This is a genomic window from Tatumella ptyseos (assembly GCF_030552895.1).
GTDB lineage: Bacteria > Pseudomonadota > Gammaproteobacteria > Enterobacterales > Enterobacteriaceae > Rosenbergiella > Rosenbergiella ptyseos_A.
Genome location: NZ_CP130649.1, coordinates 1,276,101 through 1,293,840, shown reverse-complemented (window position 1 = coordinate 1,293,840; position 17,740 = coordinate 1,276,101). Strand labels below are relative to the sequence as shown.

Below are 17,740 nucleotides of genomic sequence, written 5' to 3'. Positions count from 1 at the left end.
CATTTCTGAAAATTAAGCGGGAAAATTTTTCTACAGTTAGCTGTAAAAGTAATCTTGTCCTTGATGACGGACGAACCATCCGGTTAACGCCATCCGTTCGACCTGTGTGGGTAAGACTTCGTGCAATATTTGTTCGGAAAGGAAACAAATCATACTGCCTGCCACCGGCTCAATCACCTTCTTACCTTCCGGTAAATGCAAACAGAGCTGCCCGCCATTTTCCGGTTGCCAGTTCTGATTAATATAAAATATCAGGGTCACCGCACGGCGTTTGTCTTGGGCGAAGCAGTCGTAGTGCGGCTTATAAAATGCCCCTTGTGGGTAACGAGAAAAGTGTCCTTCAAAACCATTCAACCCTAAATAAAATTCTCGGTTAAGGAGCTGTTTAATCTCGTCAACTAACGTCAAATAATAGACCACTGAAGGGTCATTTTCTTGCGGATCAATCCAGCTAATACTGTCTGAGCGGATCGCTTCGTTAATGATATTTTTGATCCCTTGACCAATGCCCGCTTGTAAGAAGGTTCGTTTATGACAGAGGTCAGCTAAAGCCGTCACCCGTTCGCCCGGAATAACATTTTGTTGGTAATACCAACCTTTCTCACTTAACTGCTCAATAAGATTATTTGAGTTAACCATAATCGACTGCGACATCCACAACCTAAGGGATGCGCAGTATACCTTCAGTTTTGATTAGGCACTATCGGGTGACAAAAAAATCATATCTCTTTCGTTGTCACCAATGTTGATAAGGGGGTTGATTGAGCAGCGATCGCTTCACGCGGGTGTAAGAGAAAATGCGCCACCCCGGCAATGCCTACGCCAATAAACCAACTAAAATTTGCCACTGCATGGAGGCTAGGAATGAAACTGATCACAAGACCGATGACGACCGCAGGGACTAAGGCTGCAATGGCACGCAGGTTCACACCACCTTGATACCAATAACGCCCCTGTTTTGACGCATTAAACAGATCATCGACATCAATCTTACCGCGTTTAATCAAATAAAAATCGCATAATAAGATCCCGAACAGCGGCCCGATAAAGGCACCTAAAATATCTAAACTATAATGAATGAGTTCTGGCGATTGGAATAAGTTCCAAGGCGTTAGAAGCACTGACCCCACTGCTGCAATCATCCCTCCCAGTCGAAAACTGATTTTTTGAGGTGCACAGTTTGAAAAGTCGAAGGCGGGCGAGACAAAATTGGCAACAATATTAATTCCCACGGTAGCGGTAATCATCGTTAATAGTGCTAATGCCATCACCATTCCGTTACCAGTATGCGCGACGGTTTCAATTGGGTCAGTGATCATCTGACCATATAAGCTTTTGGTACCAGAGACAATCACGACAGTAATCACAGAGAAGAGTAAAAAGTTAAAAGGCAAGCCCCAACGGTTACCACGACGTACCTCTTTCATTGACTTACCGTAACGGGCAAAGTCACCAAAATTCAGTAGTGGTCCTGAAAAATAGGAGACCACTAGCGATACGGCAGTAATCATCTGCCAGGTTTGTTGCGAGGTACTCAAGGTTTTGTCGGACAAGGTCAGCGAAATCCCCTGCCAGCCTGTTTGTGAAATAATCCATACGGCTAAGGCTAACATCACGATATATACCGCAGGTCCTGCAATGTCGATAAAGGCTTGGATAGTGCGCATGCCCCGCCAAAATACCATCGCTTGCAGGCACCACATCACCGCAAAACAGATCCAACCCAATGCTGAAAGCCCAACAAAGTGTGGGACGGTCAACGGGGTCAGGCTTGGCCAAAATTTTAATAACACTAATAGCAGCGCATTGGAGGCGAGCCAAGTTTGAATACCGTACCATGCGAAAGCAATCAGTCCACGGATAACGGCTGGAATGTTTGCGCCAAAAACTCCGAATGCTTGACGACAGACCACAGCGTAAGGCACACCGGTGAGCTGGCTAGGACGAGCGATCAGGTTGGCTGCGACCTGTACGATACAGATTCCTACCAGTAAACAGAGTAGAACCTGCCAACCGGCCAAGCCTAGCGCGAAGAAGCTGGCAGCGACCACATAACCGCCCATACTGTGAATATCCGACATCCAGAACGAAAAAATATTGTACCAAGACCAATGCTGATGGGTAACGGGCGCCAAATCATCGTTGGTCAGTTTTGGGCTGTAACTCGCCGGGTAAGGGTGTGAAGTGGTCGAATCTTGCTGTGCCATAATGCCATCCTCGTAAACGAAATCGAACTGATGACAGTAACTTTGCAAATAACATACCAAATATTTTTTTATTGAAACAATAATTCCAAACGTCAGTTGGCGCCTAGTACAGCCTCAGCCCTGATATGAAAACGTTATGAATTACCCCTTGCAGAAATGATAAGAGATTCATTAGAGTGCAATAACCCCTACCTTGCACAACTTGTGTGCAGCTACTTTTTATGGAGATTTTATGCGCCGCCATCGGATTCAATTGATTAACCCAAATACCAGTCAGGCCATGACCGACACTATGGCACAGACGGCTCGTAATATAGCCAGCTCTCGCATTGAGATTGATGCCGTATGCCCTGAAGAGGGGGTTCCGTCTATTGAAGGGCATTTCGATGAGGCGGTGGCGACACTAGGAATTTTACAGCAGATTAAAGAGGGCGAGGAACGTGGTGTTCAGGGTCATATTATTGCTTGTTTTGGCGATCCAGGGCTATTGGCCGCTCGTGAACTGGCTAAAGGCCCGGTTTTAGGGATTGCTGAAGCGGCTATGCATGTCGCCAGCTTAGTCGCGACCCGGTTTTCGATTGTCACCACCCTACCCCGCACCGTAATTATTGCGCGCCATCTGCTGCATCGCTATGGGTTTCACGAGCAGTGTGCCGCGGTACACGCTATTGATCTACCCGTTTTAAGTCTTGAAGATGGAAGTGGAGTGGCACAAGAAAAAGTACGCGAATACTGCCTTAATGCCAAACACCAAGATAATGTCGGGGCGATTATTTTGGGATGTGGGGGCATGGCTGATCTGGCTGCGGAGTTAAGTGAAGAATTACAAATGCCGGTGATTGATGGCGTGGGTGCAGCAGTCACCTTATTAGAATCATTGTTAAATTTAGGCATTACCACCAGTAAATGGGGCGATCTCGATTATCCCCGTCATAAAGGTATCACTGGCCCCTACGCGGCTTGTTTATCTACGCTCCATAATTAACGGGTTAAGGGCGGTAATGATGTGCTGGCAGCAACCATAATGGGCGTCGCTGCTTCGTAATCATTACAGGTGACTTCAATGGGATTTGCACAGCAATCAGTAAAATAGACTGACCAGGTTAATTGATGATCGACAATAGTAAAGGCAAACTCATGCTGTGCTAATCTCTCCAGCAATTCCTTCAACTTTGTGGCTTGTATCGCGAAGGCGATAGTATTGCCTGGCTTGGGCGAGGTGCGTTGGAAAAGAGATAGCGCGGCGGCTGCACAGCGAATCACATAAGGTCCACCCTGCACGTACCACTGCGCGAAAGCAGGATCGAATTCAAAGCCTAGCATGCGTCGATACCATTCCGCCGCGAGGGGAACATCCTCTACATACACATGTACATGGTCTAACGCATCAATCATTGTCCACCCCCTAAAAACCTTACCTTGCCGCAGGACATCATGGCTTGCAAGAGAGTGCGCACTGCTGGACAAAATAGCTCTCGCTATTTATGACCCAGCGTTCAATAATCAGCACTTCATCCCACAATGTGGAGTTCGCCACGATGACCCTGGATATAACTACTTTACTCTCTTTTAAGCGTTGGGCTGACCAGCTGACCTTAAAGGCTATCGCCACCATTGATGATGCGCTGTATGCCGAGCAGAAAAAAATAATGATTAGATTGATGAATCATATTTATGTTGTTGATGAGATTTTTAAAGGCAATTTGCAGGGAATCGACCACGGGTATCGAGCATTAAATACCCTCGAGACACCAACGATTTCCGAACTTTCACACGCAATGGCACGCTGTAGTGATTGGTATCTCTCCTATGCCAACCATCAGGCTTCGTCGACTCAACCTATTGCCTTTACCTACGTCGATGGAAGTCAGGGGTCGATGAAAGCCTGCGAAATGCTTGAGCATGTCCTGCATCACAGCAGCTATCATCGTGGTGCCGTGGGATGGTTGATTGGTCAAGCGGGCGGGATCCCCCCTAAAGATGTCATTGGCGTTTTTCTTCGTGAGCAGCCCGCACTGTCCGAGATACCCGCTCTGTAATTACCACTATACGCCACTTTTACGGGGGCATTGACCTATCGAAAGTGGCGTTCCCACGATAAAGAAAATAAATCGCCACAAAAAAAACCTCATTTTTGATGCTGATCATACTTTCACTTTTTAAGGAAAGGCGTAAGATAACTTTCACGCCAATTTGTGGAAACGCCACCATGTTTTCAACCGTCTAGTTTGTCCCTAATTTAGCCTTGCCCAGAGGCATAACCCCTTTTTCTAAATTTTATTTTTAGATTATAAAAACAATGCATAACTCTCTTTTTTACCGGCTACGTTTTGCCTGTAAGACCACCTGTGCGCTGCTCCTAGCACTGGCATTAAGTTTTATACTGGAACTCGATACTCCGAAATGGTCAATGATGACGGTCGCTATCATCGCCGCCTCCCCTGCTTTTGCCAGTGGTGGCGAGCCGATGAGTGGCGTACTGCGCTTTCGAGGATTTCTACGCTTGATTGGCACTGCTGTCGGCTGTATCGGCGGCGTAGTAATCATGTCGCTCTTCAGTCGGGTACCAATATTATTGCTCCTAGCCTGCTGTGCATGGGCGGGATTTTTCTCTTGGTTATTTACCGTCGTTAAACAAGAGATTAGTTATGCTTTCGGCTTGGCAGGTTACTCTGTATTCATCATCTTAGTCACAGCTTGGCAGACCCCACAGGACGTACTGCAGATAGCCCTCTACCGTTTCTTTGAAATTACGTTAGGCCTGCTTTGTCTGATATTTTCTGACTTACTCTTTTTACCTCGTTCGGTTAAACGTACTATCGATCAGCGGATCGCCGAATTGCCTCAGCAATGCTACCAACTCTTAGCCTACTGTTTCACCAGTGATGATACTCAGCAATTTGAGGAAATCTTCCGTGACCGACTGACACAGGCTAAGGCGCTCCAAGCCATGCGCCAAACCCTGCGTATGGAATCTTCACATTATTCGGTAATGATGCATCGCCGCCTAAAGGGTATTAATGGGATCCTCTTCCATCTCTTAACCTTGACCTACGAGACGCAACACTATTTTCAGCAACGCCCCGATAAACGGAATAGCCATTGGTATTTTTTATTTCAAGACGACTGCCAGACACCCGAGCAGTTAAATCAAAAACTTCACCAGTTCACTTACCTTATCCATCAGTTACCGGCCACGCAAACCCCTTATTCGTTAAGTGCTTGGCTTAAAGCGATGAAAGAGTTACGGATTTTATTACGTGGTTTGCATTCACACCAACCGCTGCACCAAATTGAGAAAGAGATTATTGCCCGTTATACCTTAACGACGGCACGCACCGCACAACGTAGACATGCGCTGATCAACGGGATTAGAACCTTTGTCACTACCGCGATTGGGTGTGCGTTATGGTTAGTCATGGATCCCACCGCTATCAGTGGCTTCTTGATTATCGCGAGTATTGTCACCACCCTTGCTATGCGGGCAGAGAGTCCTAAAGCGTTAGGCCTCGATTTTATTTATGGCATGATTTATATCATTCCAATCAGCATGCTGTTTTATTTACTCATTATACCGGCCACGCAACAAAGTTTTGCCCTGCTACTTATTGCGTTAGGAATTCTGGTTTTTGTTCTCTCTGTGGCAGTGCAATACAAAATAGTGGGCAGTGGCGCCTCGTTAATGTTTATTTTTAACTTAATCCCGATTACTAACCCAGAGACCTTCAATTTCAGCCATACCTTCGACAGTGGTTTGGGGCAAATTCTTGGCGCAATAATCTCTATGGTGATCATTGCGGTTATCCCTGATCTGCATAAAACGCATCTCGCCAATGCCTTGATCCGTAATATTTTGGTGACTGCCTTACAAACCCTCACGACAAATCCTCAGCGGCGGAAGAAGAATCGATTAAGTGCTCTTTACGATCAACTCTTGTCGTTAATCACCTTGGATAGCCGATCATTACACCGCTATCAATTAGCAATAAATTTGATCATTATTTATCGGCGGATTAATGCAATAACTATCTACAACTTTGCTGGTTTGGCCGAATTCCACCAAGAGATCCGTGACTGCGCCACATTACTTTCCACCAGTAAACTGGCGTTACAGCGAGAGCGAGCCTTTGATCAATTACAGAGTTTATTAAGCCGGTATCGAGAGCAGATCCGCCATTTACCGACACCAGAAAAGTTAAGCTTAGTGGTTGAAGATTTACAGCATCTTCTCGAACAGCATAAAGCCCCGTTAATCGCCGGCTAGCCTGGATTGGCGATAGACAGACTCTGAGAATCCTTCCCCTAGCGAGATAACAGAATAAGGGTGTAGCATCATTACCTACACCCTTGCGTCAACTAAACGCTAGCGTTAAGCAAAAAAGGAGACTTGCGATGTCATTCATTACCGCACTATGCAGTAACCAGCAGACACTCAGCGGCAGCGGATCGCTACAGGAGTTACCCACTCTTTTACGTCAAACTCCTGGAGACGCACTACTGTTTGCTTCACCCTCTTTTTTAAAAGGGAGGCACTGGACGACGCTATCAGCGAGCCTTGCCCCACACTTAGTCGGCATTGTAGAAGTCAGCCACGAAGCTTCGCCCCAACAACTTGATGAATGGGTAGCAACCTGGCGGGGCCAATGTCGTACCGTGATCGCTATCGGTGGCGGAAGTACTCTCGATGCCGGCAAAGCGTTCAGCACGCTTGCCTGCCATCCGCTGACCACTGAACGTTATCTCGAAAAAATCGGCGACACGCCCCTAAGCGGTGAACGTTTACCTTTGATTGCTATCCCAACGACTGCCGGGACAGGCAGCGAAGTCACTCAAAACGCGGTGGTGACCGATACACAAGTGTTAAAAACGAAAGCCTCACTGCGCCACCCTCATCTTGTCCCCGATTATGCCATCTTAGATGCAAGATTGATGGAAGGATCGCCCTCAACCGTACTCGCCAATTGTGGCATCGATGCTTTTACCCATCTGTTCGAGGCCTATCTCTCACGTACCGCCACCCCTTTAATTCATGCCTTGAGTACCACTGGTTTAACGTTATTTGTTGAAGCTTGGCCAACGCTTGCCTTGAATGATGAATGCGGCGAAGCGTCACGGGAGAAAATGTTAATTGCCTCTTGGTTAGGGGGGCTCTGCTTAGCAAGCGCCGGGCTGGGAGTCATTCATGGTATCGCGGGGGAGATAGGCGCCTCTAAAACCTGGCACCATGGTAAAGTCTGCGGGCAACTACTGCTGCCCTTTTTGGATCTGCTTGCAAAAAGCGAAAATGACCGCCAGCAGCAGTTATTGGAAAAACTCAACCATCAGCTTTTTCCATTGGCGCCGCAGCAGTTTCCCGCTCAGCATCTTAAATTATGGATAATGGATAATGCATGCAGTCCATTTTGGGAAAGTGAGGAGGCTATTGCGGTTAGCGAAGTCACTGAGCTTGCCCAGCGGTCAACGAATAAGAATTCACTGGTCGATTATAGTGCTGACCAGCGAGCCACGCTGATTACCCAAGCATGGCCCGCTAAATAACGCTTTTAATGCTGACTTCCGCGGTGGATAAATCGACTAATTAACCGTCTATCGCGGAGGAAGGTCAGTACAAAGCTAGCTATACTGTAGAGTGCAAAAAGTAATAATAGCATGCAGATATCGGGCATCGCCTCACGTAACGATAATCCCATCTGATTCACCCCTGCAATGGCTTTAATCGCCCAAGTCGAGGGAAACATACTGGAAATGAACCTGACCGGACTCGGCATAGCTTGTAGCGGCCAGATGGTGCCAGAGATGTAGAAGACCGGCGTGGTGATGAAGGAGAGGGTCAAATAAATGATCTCAACACGACGGATACATTCTGTTAATAAACGACCCAGCCCTAATACCGCTAACAGGAAAGGAAAGGTTAACAATAAAATTTCGGGGATTGAGGCTGCCTGCTTATAGCCCAGTACCCATGGCCATAGGGCGAACAACACTATCGATAAGAATAACCAAATCGGGATTAATGCCGAAAGCGCCCCTAGCACAACCGGGAGTTTAGGTCGCCCTTCTGTGCTCATCATTAAACAGACCCTAACACTGGCGATCAATAATGAGTGCTGTAATAGCATCACTAATAAGCCTGGAAAAATGATCGCCGCAAAACTGATACCTGGGTTAAACAAGGGTAAGGTTAGGCCCGTCATCGGTGTTAACACAACGTTCGCTTCAGACTGCGTAAATTGACTTTTCATCATCAATTCAACTTCGTATTGGTTAAGCATCTGTTGGTAGGCTGCTAACACATTCTGTTGAATTTGGCCGTTGGGTAAACGGTTGGTCGCATCACCAAATACCGGAATTGACACACTCTTACCCGATAACATCTTCTTTTCAAAATCGACAGGAATTTCAATCACAGCATAGAGCTTACGGTAGCCCATATCACGTTCAGCTTGCCCCAGTTGATCGTAAGACTTCACGTTCAATTTGGGGCTCGCATCAAGATTACGGCTTAACAAATGGCTGGCTGAGCTATGGTCAAGGTCGACCACACCAACCGGCATTTCCCACACCGTCCCTTTGGCATAAACCATGCTGATAATACAGAGTGACAGCAGCAGCATCGCCCACATGGGCTTTTCTAACATCCCTGCCAGCACTTTTTTAAAGGTAGCCCAGTAGGTACTCATACCATCGCCTCTTGGTCTCGTAAGCGCTTAGGTAGACGACGGAATACTAAAAGCCCCACTATCACTGGATAGACAGCCAATAGCGCGCATACGCCAATCACCGGCTCAGCAGGAACTTTACGAATGAACAGATCAAACATGGCATACAAGGCGTGAGTCAGCGGTTCCATATTGGCAATGATCTGCGCCGGTAACGGCATCGATAACTCAGGCATACCCAGCCCAGAAAAGGCTAAGGCAATGGTCACAAAAATCGCCATCAAGGTGTATGCACTAATTGCCGTACGGGTAAAGGTGAACAACATCAGCCCTAAACTCTGCGCGGCCATAATATAGAAGAAGGCAACGAAAAACATATAGTAGGGGTCCCCGACAAATCGTGCTGAGAACACCCATACCAATAAGGCAATCTCACCCATTAATATCGTGGTATACACCAGGGTATAAGGTGCAAGTTTGCCCAATAGCGCCCAGCCAAAACGATCCGCATAGATAAGGGGTTTGCTGCGGGAAAGGACGTAGATCATACTGGTCACCACGAACAGCTGTATGAGGTGAATGGTGGCCGCAAATTGTTGGTAATAGATATAACTGCCACTGGCATTAAACAGACTACGATAAACCAACGATACCGAAGGCAGGGTTGGGGCTGTCTTGCCAATTTTAGCCTCGACGGCACTGCGATACTCACTATTTAGCGCGGTGACCAATCCAGAAAAGTCCTGAGTAGAGTAAAGCCCCGCACCGTAATAGAGTGCATTATAGTAAAAGGCAACCTTAGGCTGTTTCGCAGAAAGCAAATGCTTTTCGAAATCTGGCGGAATATAGACTAAACCGTAATCTTGCGCCGTACGCATCTTATGTAAGGCTTCATTTAATCCCCCTTCCCACTCGGTTAGCTTGGCATGAGGGCTAGCATCCAATTTGCGGATCAATTCACGAGAGAGTTCACTATGGTCGTTATCGACCACAGCGACAGGGAGATTCATCAGAGTCCCTTCCGAAAAGTTACTGCTCAATAACCAAAAGAGCAGTAACGGGAAACACCAGGTTAACCAGTGAATAGCAAATTTACGTGAACTGGTGCGGATCTCTTTGTTAAAGGCCCGACGAAAGGCTTTAAAGCCTTTTTTTATCGTTTCCACTGCCATAGCGCGCTCATTCCCTGACGTAGACCATTAACGGGTTTGGTGGGCCATAGGCGCACTTCAAAGGTTTTTAGATCGAAATCACCGGTCGCGCGCGTCGCACTCTTGGTTGAAAAATCGCCTAAGGGTGCAATGTAGTGAACACGGGCTTCGATCATTTGATTATTCAGCGCCGGGACGCGCAAATGAATCACATCGCCCTTGCGGACATGAGCAAGAATATCTTCACGTAAATTAAACACGAAATAAGCTTGAGGTAAGCGTACTAAGGTTACAAGCGGACTGGAGGCACTTAATAAATCCCCCACTTCAGCAGGAATAGGGCCAACCTCGCCATCGACAGGTGCTTTAACGTTAAGGTCATCCGTCTGAACTTTAATTTCCGCTAACTGTTCCTCTGCTTGTTGTAGCTGCGCGCTGTAAACATCGCGTTGCTCCCAACGGTCACCATGTTTCGCTTCATCTAAATTGGCTTGCGCACTTTGCATCGAATGTAGGGCAGTATCGCGGGAGTTACGGGCATTATCTAGGTCTTGAGCAGAAATATAGCCTTTCGCTGCGACGCTTTGATTTCGACGATAGGTCGCTTCGGCAGTTTGGTAGTCTGCTTTTGCCCCTGCTAAGGTAGCCGTTAACTGACGAATACTCTCTTCACGCGTGCCGTTTTGCGACATCTCTAAGGTAAATTTCGCTTGGTCACGTGCCGCTTCCGCCGCTTTGAGTTGAGCGATCAATTCCGGCGCATCGAGACGAATAATAACTTGGCCTGCTTTAACATCATCACCACGTTCAATTAAACGTTCCACGACACGGCCTTTCGCTTTGGACGCGACGATCACTTCTGGGGCATCCACCTCACCCTGTAATAACAAATCTTGGTTTTGTACTCTAAAAAAAATGGCTAGTGAAATAATCGCTATCATCACTAAAACAGTAAAAATTATTTTTTTACTCATTAACCTACTCCAGAATTAATCAGCCGGACACTGATTTCCCTCTTATGTTGTTATAAGCGTAATGTACTGATTGAGAAAAAGCACTGCGCAAGCCACGAAATCTTACCTGACGGCGAAGTATAGTCGATGTTCAAAGGATTAATTTTGATTAAGAAAGGGTTTTACTCTAGGCGTAGGCACTAGAGAAGTGTGGTTCTGCGCAAAGTTTCACCCATCACACTAATCAATTAAACCAATTTTATTTTGTTGCTCGACCCTCTTACACTTACTTTATCAACGAGAGGAGTTAACTTATGTTTTCAACACAGCGTTTTACGGCTAAAGAATTGGCTATCGCTTATGCGTCCCAACAACAACGCCCTTTTACTCCCGCACAGTTTTTGAATGAGGTCGAAAAACTTGAAGTCGAATTTGCACGGTTACTGAAAGCGCCGCGTAACAGCAATCACCCTTCTACCTCAATGGTGTTTGAGAGCTAAGTCGAGTGGCCCACTGCTTAAAGTCATTAAGCTCACGCGAATTAATGCCATGTCCGAGATCCGCGTAACGATGAAAGCTTAGCAAATAACCCCGCTTTTTGGCCAAGGCAGCGGCTTGCTCATCCAACGCGAGTGCAATACGCTGATCCTGCTCACCATGCCCCACAAACAGTTGGGGTAGAGAACGTCCCGCTTGTTGGCTCGGTGTGTTGCCGACAGATTCGGGTAACCTTCCGCTAAAAATCGCTGCGGCGCCAATTGACTGAGGGGCATTGAACGCAATGCTCCAACTCATTACCGCCCCCTGACTAAATCCCGCCAGTAACGTTTTATTTGGCGCGATATTGAGCTGCTGCTGTACCTGAGCAACGCGAGTCAGTATCTGTTGGCGCGCGTTGTTGATATCCGCCTGAGCACTTGCCCCGCTTCGATACCAAGCAAACCGATTGCTCCCCAGCGGTATCGGCGCTTGTAAGCTCATTACGGCATAGTCTGGCGTAACGTAATCGGCCAACGGTAATAAATCTTGCTCATTACTGCCGTAGCCATGCAGTAACACCAGTAATCGTTGCGGGGGTTTCCCTGACGGTGGATCAAGTAATATTCCATCCAAAGCCGCCTGCGCCGATTGAATAACCAGACAGCATAACGCGGCTAGAAGTATGTAAGAAAACCTAGCTAAGCGAGTCTTTTTCATAGTAGGGCCGCCGACAGAGATATAAGAAAGGGTGCGGCCAGTGTCAACAGTAGTCCGCTGAAGATGGCGTAAGGGATATAATAAGTGTCACAATTTTGCTTGATAAAAGGTAACGCTGAATCCATCGCCGCCGCCCCGCTTAGCCCCACTGCAGCAAGAGGCTGGCGACGGCCAAAGAAGTATAGAAAAACGATGCTGAGCAGCTCGCGTATAAAATCGGTCATAAAGGCAATAGCCCCCATTTGCGCACCAGCGAGTTGATGAACCATCGGGCCTGATAACGAGAACCACCCTAAGCCACTGCCCAACATCAGTGATTGCTGCCAGCTAAAGGGCGTGAAGACGCTGAATAGTCCGGTAGCTAGGATATAACCTACCAGCGCCGCCATCGGTACACTCGCACATTGACGGGTCACGCGACCAAAACGAAAACCCACTAGGTCCACGCCCACACAGAACAACATCACATAGAGCACGCTATTACTGGAAAGACCAATGTGTTCAAGACTGAAATGCGTGAAATAGCCGAGGGCGACCCCAGCAATAAAGGCACTAATCGCTTTTAAACAGCCTCCAAACGCTGAATAAAAAGAGGGTAAAGAACCCTCACGGGTAATCGCTGCCGGTTTACGGAGGAGTAAGATCGCGGTGAAAATTGTGATTAACCCTGATAGCAATAAAGCCTGCAAGACGATACGACTGCCTAACTGACCTTGCGTAAGCACTTGCGCAAAATCCATTCCCATACTGAATAATAACAGCAGGACAATAGTACTTACGGATTTCACTACTGCTTGCCGGAAGGTTAACGAACATCGTGTTCCCACCAGCCACCCCAAGCCCAATGTCGCAAAGAGGGTGATAATGGCCAATAATGCATGTTGCATAATCAATAATATCTTCAAGTTAGGTCAGCGAATTAGAGGTCATTACCCTACCATTAATTTGCAATACGCGGGGAATAAAAAGTCGATGATAAAACCTTATCCTAATGAGGGTTTCTTTTGGTCATTAAGCACTTTTAGGGTAAGATAGCGCCGCACTCAGGATGAGGGATTGTGCGTTTTGAACCACTTTGTAAAATGTTACCGACTTGCCGCGCAGTTAGCGATTTTTTCAATTGCTATGCTCTTTATCGCCCCCATCATCTCGAAAAATCTCCACAGCTCATCGCACACCGCCGCTGCCATGCCAGCGATGGAAGGCATGTCTTCGATACAGGACGACTGTGCAATGATGTCACCGATGCCCTCATCACACGCTTCGGTTTTCGATAGAAAAATGCTCGACGATATGGCCTGCGGTTATTGCCAACTATTGGCGCACTTTCCTTTTCTACAGTGGATAGTTCTACTGGCTCTGGTCATCGTCTATTGCCCGCTCCAAACCTTGGCGCTCCCTCCACGTATTATCCGCCCCTTAATTGGCTTTTGGTCGTCAAGCCAAGCACGCGCACCACCTTCCTTCTAACAACGCCTTATCTTATTTACTGCCCGATACATCGTTATCGAGACCGATTTAGCGTTTTTTGCGCTAGGCACTGTCACGCCTGCGTAATAAGGAAATAATAATGTCATTTCGCACCCAGTTATCCCCCATCATGCTGATGCTTCTCCTAGCTTATAGTCAGCACGTCGCCGCCGCATTACCGACCGAACACCTGGAGACTCACTCCACCCTTATTGTGAGTGCGCCAATCGGCTCACCACTAGAGGTGATAAGTTCACCCAAAACACCTCGCCAACCTCTCCCCGCCAGCGATGGTGCCGACTATCTCAAAACTATCCCTGGTTTTGCTCAGATCCGTAATGGCGGAACTAATGGTGATCCCGTTTTTCGTGGCATGTTTGGTTCCCGACTTCGCATGTTGATGAACGACAGTGAGATGTTGGGGGCCTGTGGCAGCCGAATGGATGCGCCTTCCTCTTATCTTTCCCCAGAGAATTTCGATGTGATGACCTTAACTAAGGGACCACAAACCGTATTATGGGGACCCGGGAACTCGGCGGGTACCCTCCGCTTTGACCGATTGCCCCCCTCTTTCTCAACCCCTGGAATCAAAGGAGAAGCCAGCTTGGTAACAGGTTCGAACCAACGTCGTGATCAGAATGCCGATATCAGCTTCGGCAACTCACAAGGCTATTTACGATTAACCGGTAACCACGCTCAGTCCAACGATTACCAAGATGGCGATGGGCATCGCGTACCGTCGCAATGGAAAAAATGGAACAGTGATATCGCGATTGGCTGGACGCCTGACGAGGATACTTTACTGGAGCTTACCGCTGGACAAGGTAACGGTAACGCCCGCTATGCGGGTCGAGGTATGGATGGCGCGCAATTTAAACGGCAAAGTCTGGGGCTAACCTTTAAAAAAGAGAATATCAGCGAGACATGGACTGAACTCACTGGCCATCTGTATTACAACAATGCCGATCATATTATGGATAACGTTTCGTTACGCCATCCCATGGCCGGGATGATGATGCCAATGCGTTCAGAAGTGGGCCGGAAAACCTTAGGCGGGAGGGTGATGGGGACCTGGCAAGGGGAAGCGACCGAATTACGTAGCGGTATTGATATGCAGCAAAATAGTCATAGACGTAAAATTGCCGGCGCTTGGCGAGACGATGCCAGCTTTAGTGATTATGGGCTATTCAGTGAGCTGCGCTATAGGCTTAAACAAGGTGACCATCTGATCAGTGGCGTCAGGGGAGATAGTAGCCAAGCCACCGATAAACGCACGCCGAATCATCACCATCGTCAGCACCTCCTTCCTGCAGGATTTCTCCGGCTCGAGCACCAACCCGAGCATTCGCCTGTACTACTGTATGCAGGGTTAGGCTATACCGAACGCTTCCCGGATTACTGGGAGCTCTTCTCACCGACCTACGGTCCTGATAAGAGGTACACCGCTTTTCACTCATTGAAAACGGAAAAGACCACGCAAGTGGATGTTGGTGCAAAATACCAAGACAAACGCCTTGATGCTTGGCTATCTGCCTACGTCGGATGGATAGATGATTTTATCCTATTCCGCTATCAACCCACACAAAAACGGATAAGCCAAGTCGATAATGTCGACGCGCTGATTTTTGGCGGAGAGATAGGGGCCAGCTATCAGCTGTCGGATCATTGGCAGATTGAGAGCAGTCTCAGCTATGCTCAGGCCAATAATTGTCAAGAACATCGACCATTGCCCCAAATTCCACCGCTGGAAACACGCGTTGGGGCAACGTGGCATAGTGGCCAATGGCGTACCACAGGATTGATCCGCTGGGTCGCACCCCAACATCGTATTGCCCGAAATGAAGGCAATGTCGTGGGTAAGGATTTCGGGCCAAGTGCCAGTTTCCTAATACTTTCCGCTAATAGCCGTTATCAATTTACCGACACACTCGCGCTGACGCTAGGTATTGATAACTTACTTAATAAAACCTATAGCGAACATCTGAACTTAGCCGGAAATGGCAGCTTTGGTTATTCCAGTAATGTGCCTATTAATGAACCGGGCCGTAGCTATTGGGCGAAACTGAGCCTAACCTTCTAAGCTTCTTTCCACCGAAGAGGCGACATTGGCGTATCGCCTCCTCTTATTCTTAACGCGGCGGGGCCAAGGTGCGTCATCGCAGTGCGTGATTGCACTGGCCCCCGTCTCACTCAATAGATCCCTATTCTCTCAAAATTAAAAAAATCATTACAAAACAGATAGATACCCTATTGGCATAGTTATTGCTCCCTATCTTCCCATCTTGTATACCACTTGGGATTCAACTATGTCAGCGACCTTTGGCTACACGCTTCAAGATTGGCTACAACATGCCAAGCAAGCGCCGCATTGCTTAAAATCATTATTAACCACACACCTTCAAGCACTCGACCCAGAGGATAACGCGTGGATCACGCTTTGCAGTCTCGAACAACTCCACGCGCAAATTGATGCGCTACTTTCCCAAGACCTCACTTCGCTCAACGCGCTGCCGTTATTGGGGGTGCCCTTTGCGGTGAAAGATAATATCGATGTCGCGGGATGGCCAACTACCGCTGCCTGCCCTGCCGCCCGCTATATTGCAGAGCAGGATGCGCACATCGTTGCCCATCTTAAAGCGGCGGGGGCTATAGTGATAGGGAAAACCAATTTAGACCAGTTTGCGACAGGCTTAGTCGGGTGTCGTTCGCCCTTTGGCGCGGTCAGCAACACGTTTAATCCTGACTATATTAGTGGCGGCTCGAGTTCAGGTTCAGCTTCCGTGCTCGCACGCGGACATGTCGCCTTTAGTTTAGGTACCGACACCGCAGGGTCAGGTCGCGTGCCTGCTGGCTTTAATAATATTGTTGGGCTAAAACCCACCAAAGGCTGGATCTCGGCACGCGGTATCGTTCCGGCTTGTCGCTTGAATGACACCCCGTCAATTTTTGCCTTAACGGTAGCGGATGCCTACCTCGTCGCATCCTTAGCCGGTGGCTATGATGAAAACGAGGCCTATTCACGCCAGCATCCCGCAACAGCACCGGCCCAGCTTCCCGCGCGTCCGTGCTTTGCCATTCCTGATACCCTGACCTTTTGCGGTGACCAACAAGCTGAAGCGGCTTGGCAGCAAGCGCTTAACGCACTCGAAAACAGTGGCGTAACACTTAAGCCGATCGATTTCGCTCCCTTTCAGCAATTAGCCGAGCAACTTTATGCCGGCCCTTGGGTCGCCGAGCGAACTGCCGCGGTGGGCACATTACTCGACCATCCTGAAGAGATGGACCCTACCGTTTATCAAGTGATTCACCAAGGAAAAGCCTACAGTGCGGTTGATGCCTATCAAGCGGAGTACCTACGTGCCGAATTGAGCCGTAGGATCCACGCAACCTTAGCCAGCGTGGATGCCCTGCTGGTCCCCACCACCCCGACGATTCATCCCCTTACTGCGCTGGCGAACGATCCGCTGACGTTAAATTCGCAGTTAGGCATCTATACCAATTTCACCAATCTGGCGGATTTAAGCGCTCTGGCCCTTCCTGCTCCATTTCGGGCAGATGGACTGCCTGCAGGGATTACCTTATTAGCCCCCGCTTGGCACGATCGCGCCCTCGCCGAGTTCGGTTGTCGTTGGCAGTCTTTACTCCAGCTCCCTTTAGGCGCGACCGGTCGAGAACTTCCCAGTACGCCGCTAAGTATTCCCGCCTCGCCTACCCATGTACGTGTGGCGGTCGTCGGTGCCCATCTGACCGGTATGCCCCTGAATTTTCAGCTCACTACCCGCGACGCGGTACTGATTGAAGAGACACAAACCGCTGATCATTATCGTCTTTTCGCCTTACTTGATGGCCCAATCAAAAAACCCGGTTTATTACGTGATGACAAGGGGCAAGCGATTACCGTTGAACTGTGGGATATCCCGCTCGCGCGTTTTGGCGAATTTGTCGCAGAAATCCCTGCTCCCCTAGGAATCGGTAGCCTGACTTTAGGTGATGGCCGGATCGTCAAAGGCTTTATCTGCGAACCAGCCGCGCTCCACACCGCCTTAGACATAACTGAATTCGGTGGCTGGCGTAATTGGCTCACTGCTCAAGAGGAACATTAA

Annotated in this window: 16 protein-coding genes; 8 read left to right on the top strand and 8 right to left on the bottom strand. The window is 48.3% G+C overall.

The genetic code is table 11. From position 1 onward, the window contains the following. Positions 1-36 precede the first annotated feature (36 nt). Together QJR74_RS06070 and QJR74_RS06065 are read right to left on the bottom strand one after the other, a co-directional pair. The gene (locus QJR74_RS06070) at positions 37-654 is read right to left on the bottom strand and encodes a 2OG-Fe(II) oxygenase (RefSeq protein ID WP_304373656.1); all 618 of its coding nucleotides are present in this window, start codon (positions 652-654) and stop codon (positions 37-39) included. 65 nt (positions 655-719) lie between these two features. Next, positions 720-2,207: an NCS1 family nucleobase:cation symporter-1 gene (locus QJR74_RS06065; RefSeq protein ID WP_369685586.1), complete on the bottom strand. Its 1,488-nt coding sequence runs from the start codon at positions 2,205-2,207 to the stop codon at positions 720-722. A 232-nt stretch (positions 2,208-2,439) separates the two neighbouring features. On the opposite strand from QJR74_RS06065, the gene QJR74_RS06060 reads away from it, so the two are divergent. Then, complete coding sequence (locus tag QJR74_RS06060; RefSeq protein ID WP_304373655.1) at positions 2,440-3,192, top strand: aspartate/glutamate racemase family protein; 753 nt, start codon at positions 2,440-2,442, stop codon at positions 3,190-3,192. Here QJR74_RS06060 and QJR74_RS06055 read toward each other — a convergent pair. Then, a complete protein-coding gene (locus QJR74_RS06055) occupies positions 3,189-3,602 on the bottom strand; it encodes a VOC family protein (RefSeq protein ID WP_304373654.1) in 414 nt (137 codons plus the stop codon). The two genes, QJR74_RS06060 and QJR74_RS06055, sit on opposite strands and share 4 nt — an antisense overlap. Before the next feature lie 143 nt (positions 3,603-3,745). Between QJR74_RS06055 and QJR74_RS06050 the strand changes: the two genes are divergently transcribed. The 3 genes from QJR74_RS06050 to QJR74_RS06040 all read left to right on the top strand — a co-directional run bounded on the left by QJR74_RS06050 (position 3,746) and on the right by QJR74_RS06040 (position 7,745). Next, the gene (locus tag QJR74_RS06050; protein WP_304373653.1) at positions 3,746-4,246 is read left to right on the top strand and encodes a DinB family protein; all 501 of its coding nucleotides are present in this window, start codon (positions 3,746-3,748) and stop codon (positions 4,244-4,246) included. A gap of 260 nt (positions 4,247-4,506) precedes the next feature. Beyond that, positions 4,507-6,471 (top strand): FUSC family protein, encoded by a 1,965-nt coding sequence (locus QJR74_RS06045; protein WP_304373652.1) that lies wholly within the window; start codon positions 4,507-4,509, stop codon positions 6,469-6,471. Positions 6,472-6,599: 128 nt separating this feature from the next. Continuing rightward, entirely contained in the window at positions 6,600-7,745 is a 1,146-nt protein-coding gene (locus QJR74_RS06040; protein ID WP_304373651.1) for an iron-containing alcohol dehydrogenase, read from the top strand. 5 nt (positions 7,746-7,750) lie between these two features. Here QJR74_RS06040 and QJR74_RS06035 read toward each other — a convergent pair whose 3' ends face one another. From QJR74_RS06035 to QJR74_RS06025, 3 genes are read right to left on the bottom strand one after another with little or no spacing between them, the layout of a single operon-like run. Continuing rightward, positions 7,751-8,887: an ABC transporter permease gene (locus QJR74_RS06035; RefSeq protein ID WP_304373650.1), complete on the bottom strand. Its 1,137-nt coding sequence runs from the start codon at positions 8,885-8,887 to the stop codon at positions 7,751-7,753. Next, a complete protein-coding gene (locus QJR74_RS06030) occupies positions 8,884-10,038 on the bottom strand; it encodes an ABC transporter permease (RefSeq protein WP_241626205.1) in 1,155 nt (384 codons plus the stop codon). Before QJR74_RS06030 ends, QJR74_RS06035 begins: the two co-directional genes overlap by 4 nt. Then, positions 10,020-10,991: an HlyD family secretion protein gene (locus tag QJR74_RS06025; RefSeq protein ID WP_304373649.1), complete on the bottom strand. Its 972-nt coding sequence runs from the start codon at positions 10,989-10,991 to the stop codon at positions 10,020-10,022. Before QJR74_RS06025 ends, QJR74_RS06030 begins: the two co-directional genes overlap by 19 nt. Positions 10,992-11,284: 293 nt before the next feature. Here QJR74_RS06025 and QJR74_RS06020 point away from each other — a divergent pair, with 293 nt between their 5' ends. Next, a complete protein-coding gene (locus QJR74_RS06020; protein ID WP_304373648.1) occupies positions 11,285-11,470 on the top strand; it encodes a hypothetical protein in 186 nt (61 codons plus the stop codon). On the opposite strand, the gene QJR74_RS06015 is transcribed toward QJR74_RS06020, so the two are convergent. Then, positions 11,445-12,167: an alpha/beta hydrolase gene (locus tag QJR74_RS06015; protein ID WP_304373647.1), complete on the bottom strand. Its 723-nt coding sequence runs from the start codon at positions 12,165-12,167 to the stop codon at positions 11,445-11,447. The two genes, QJR74_RS06020 and QJR74_RS06015, sit on opposite strands and share 26 nt — an antisense overlap. Then, a complete protein-coding gene (locus QJR74_RS06010) occupies positions 12,164-13,054 on the bottom strand; it encodes a lysine exporter LysO family protein (RefSeq protein WP_304373646.1) in 891 nt (296 codons plus the stop codon). Before QJR74_RS06010 ends, QJR74_RS06015 begins: the two co-directional genes overlap by 4 nt. A gap of 178 nt (positions 13,055-13,232) precedes the next feature. Between QJR74_RS06010 and QJR74_RS06005 the strand changes: the two genes are divergently transcribed. The 3 genes from QJR74_RS06005 (at position 13,233) to atzF (ending at position 17,740) form a co-directional block, all read left to right on the top strand. Then, entirely contained in the window at positions 13,233-13,637 is a 405-nt protein-coding gene (locus QJR74_RS06005) for a DUF2946 domain-containing protein (protein ID WP_304373645.1), read from the top strand. Between the two features lie 100 nt (positions 13,638-13,737). Continuing rightward, positions 13,738-15,717, top strand: a complete 1,980-nt coding sequence (locus tag QJR74_RS06000; protein WP_369685585.1) for a TonB-dependent copper receptor — start codon at positions 13,738-13,740, stop codon at positions 15,715-15,717. Between the two features lie 226 nt (positions 15,718-15,943). After that, the gene (gene atzF, locus QJR74_RS05995) at positions 15,944-17,740 is read left to right on the top strand and encodes an allophanate hydrolase (RefSeq protein WP_304373644.1); all 1,797 of its coding nucleotides are present in this window, start codon (positions 15,944-15,946) and stop codon (positions 17,738-17,740) included.

Bases quoted from the DNA above. Each gene is read 5' to 3' on its own strand.
- QJR74_RS06070 (WP_304373656.1), bottom strand. From the start codon at position 654: ATGTCGCAGTCGATTATGGTTAACTCAAATAATCTTATTGAGCAGTTA.
- QJR74_RS06040 (WP_304373651.1), top strand. From the start codon at position 6,600: ATGTCATTCATTACCGCACTATGCAGTAACCAGCAGACACTCAGCGGC.
- QJR74_RS06025 (WP_304373649.1), bottom strand. From the start codon at position 10,991: ATGAGTAAAAAAATAATTTTTACTGTTTTAGTGATGATAGCGATTATT.
- atzF (WP_304373644.1), top strand. From the start codon at position 15,944: ATGTCAGCGACCTTTGGCTACACGCTTCAAGATTGGCTACAACATGCC.
- QJR74_RS06055 (WP_304373654.1), bottom strand. From the start codon at position 3,602: ATGATTGATGCGTTAGACCATGTACATGTGTATGTAGAGGATGTTCCC.
- QJR74_RS06050 (WP_304373653.1), top strand. From the start codon at position 3,746: ATGACCCTGGATATAACTACTTTACTCTCTTTTAAGCGTTGGGCTGAC.
- QJR74_RS06000 (WP_369685585.1), top strand. From the start codon at position 13,738: ATGTCATTTCGCACCCAGTTATCCCCCATCATGCTGATGCTTCTCCTA.
- QJR74_RS06020 (WP_304373648.1), top strand. From the start codon at position 11,285: ATGTTTTCAACACAGCGTTTTACGGCTAAAGAATTGGCTATCGCTTAT.
- QJR74_RS06060 (WP_304373655.1), top strand. From the start codon at position 2,440: ATGCGCCGCCATCGGATTCAATTGATTAACCCAAATACCAGTCAGGCC.
- QJR74_RS06010 (WP_304373646.1), bottom strand. From the start codon at position 13,054: ATGCAACATGCATTATTGGCCATTATCACCCTCTTTGCGACATTGGGC.
- QJR74_RS06045 (WP_304373652.1), top strand. From the start codon at position 4,507: ATGCATAACTCTCTTTTTTACCGGCTACGTTTTGCCTGTAAGACCACC.
- QJR74_RS06035 (WP_304373650.1), bottom strand. From the start codon at position 8,887: ATGAGTACCTACTGGGCTACCTTTAAAAAAGTGCTGGCAGGGATGTTA.
- QJR74_RS06015 (WP_304373647.1), bottom strand. From the start codon at position 12,167: ATGAAAAAGACTCGCTTAGCTAGGTTTTCTTACATACTTCTAGCCGCG.
- QJR74_RS06065 (WP_369685586.1), bottom strand. From the start codon at position 2,207: ATGGCACAGCAAGATTCGACCACTTCACACCCTTACCCGGCGAGTTAC.
- QJR74_RS06030 (WP_241626205.1), bottom strand. From the start codon at position 10,038: ATGGCAGTGGAAACGATAAAAAAAGGCTTTAAAGCCTTTCGTCGGGCC.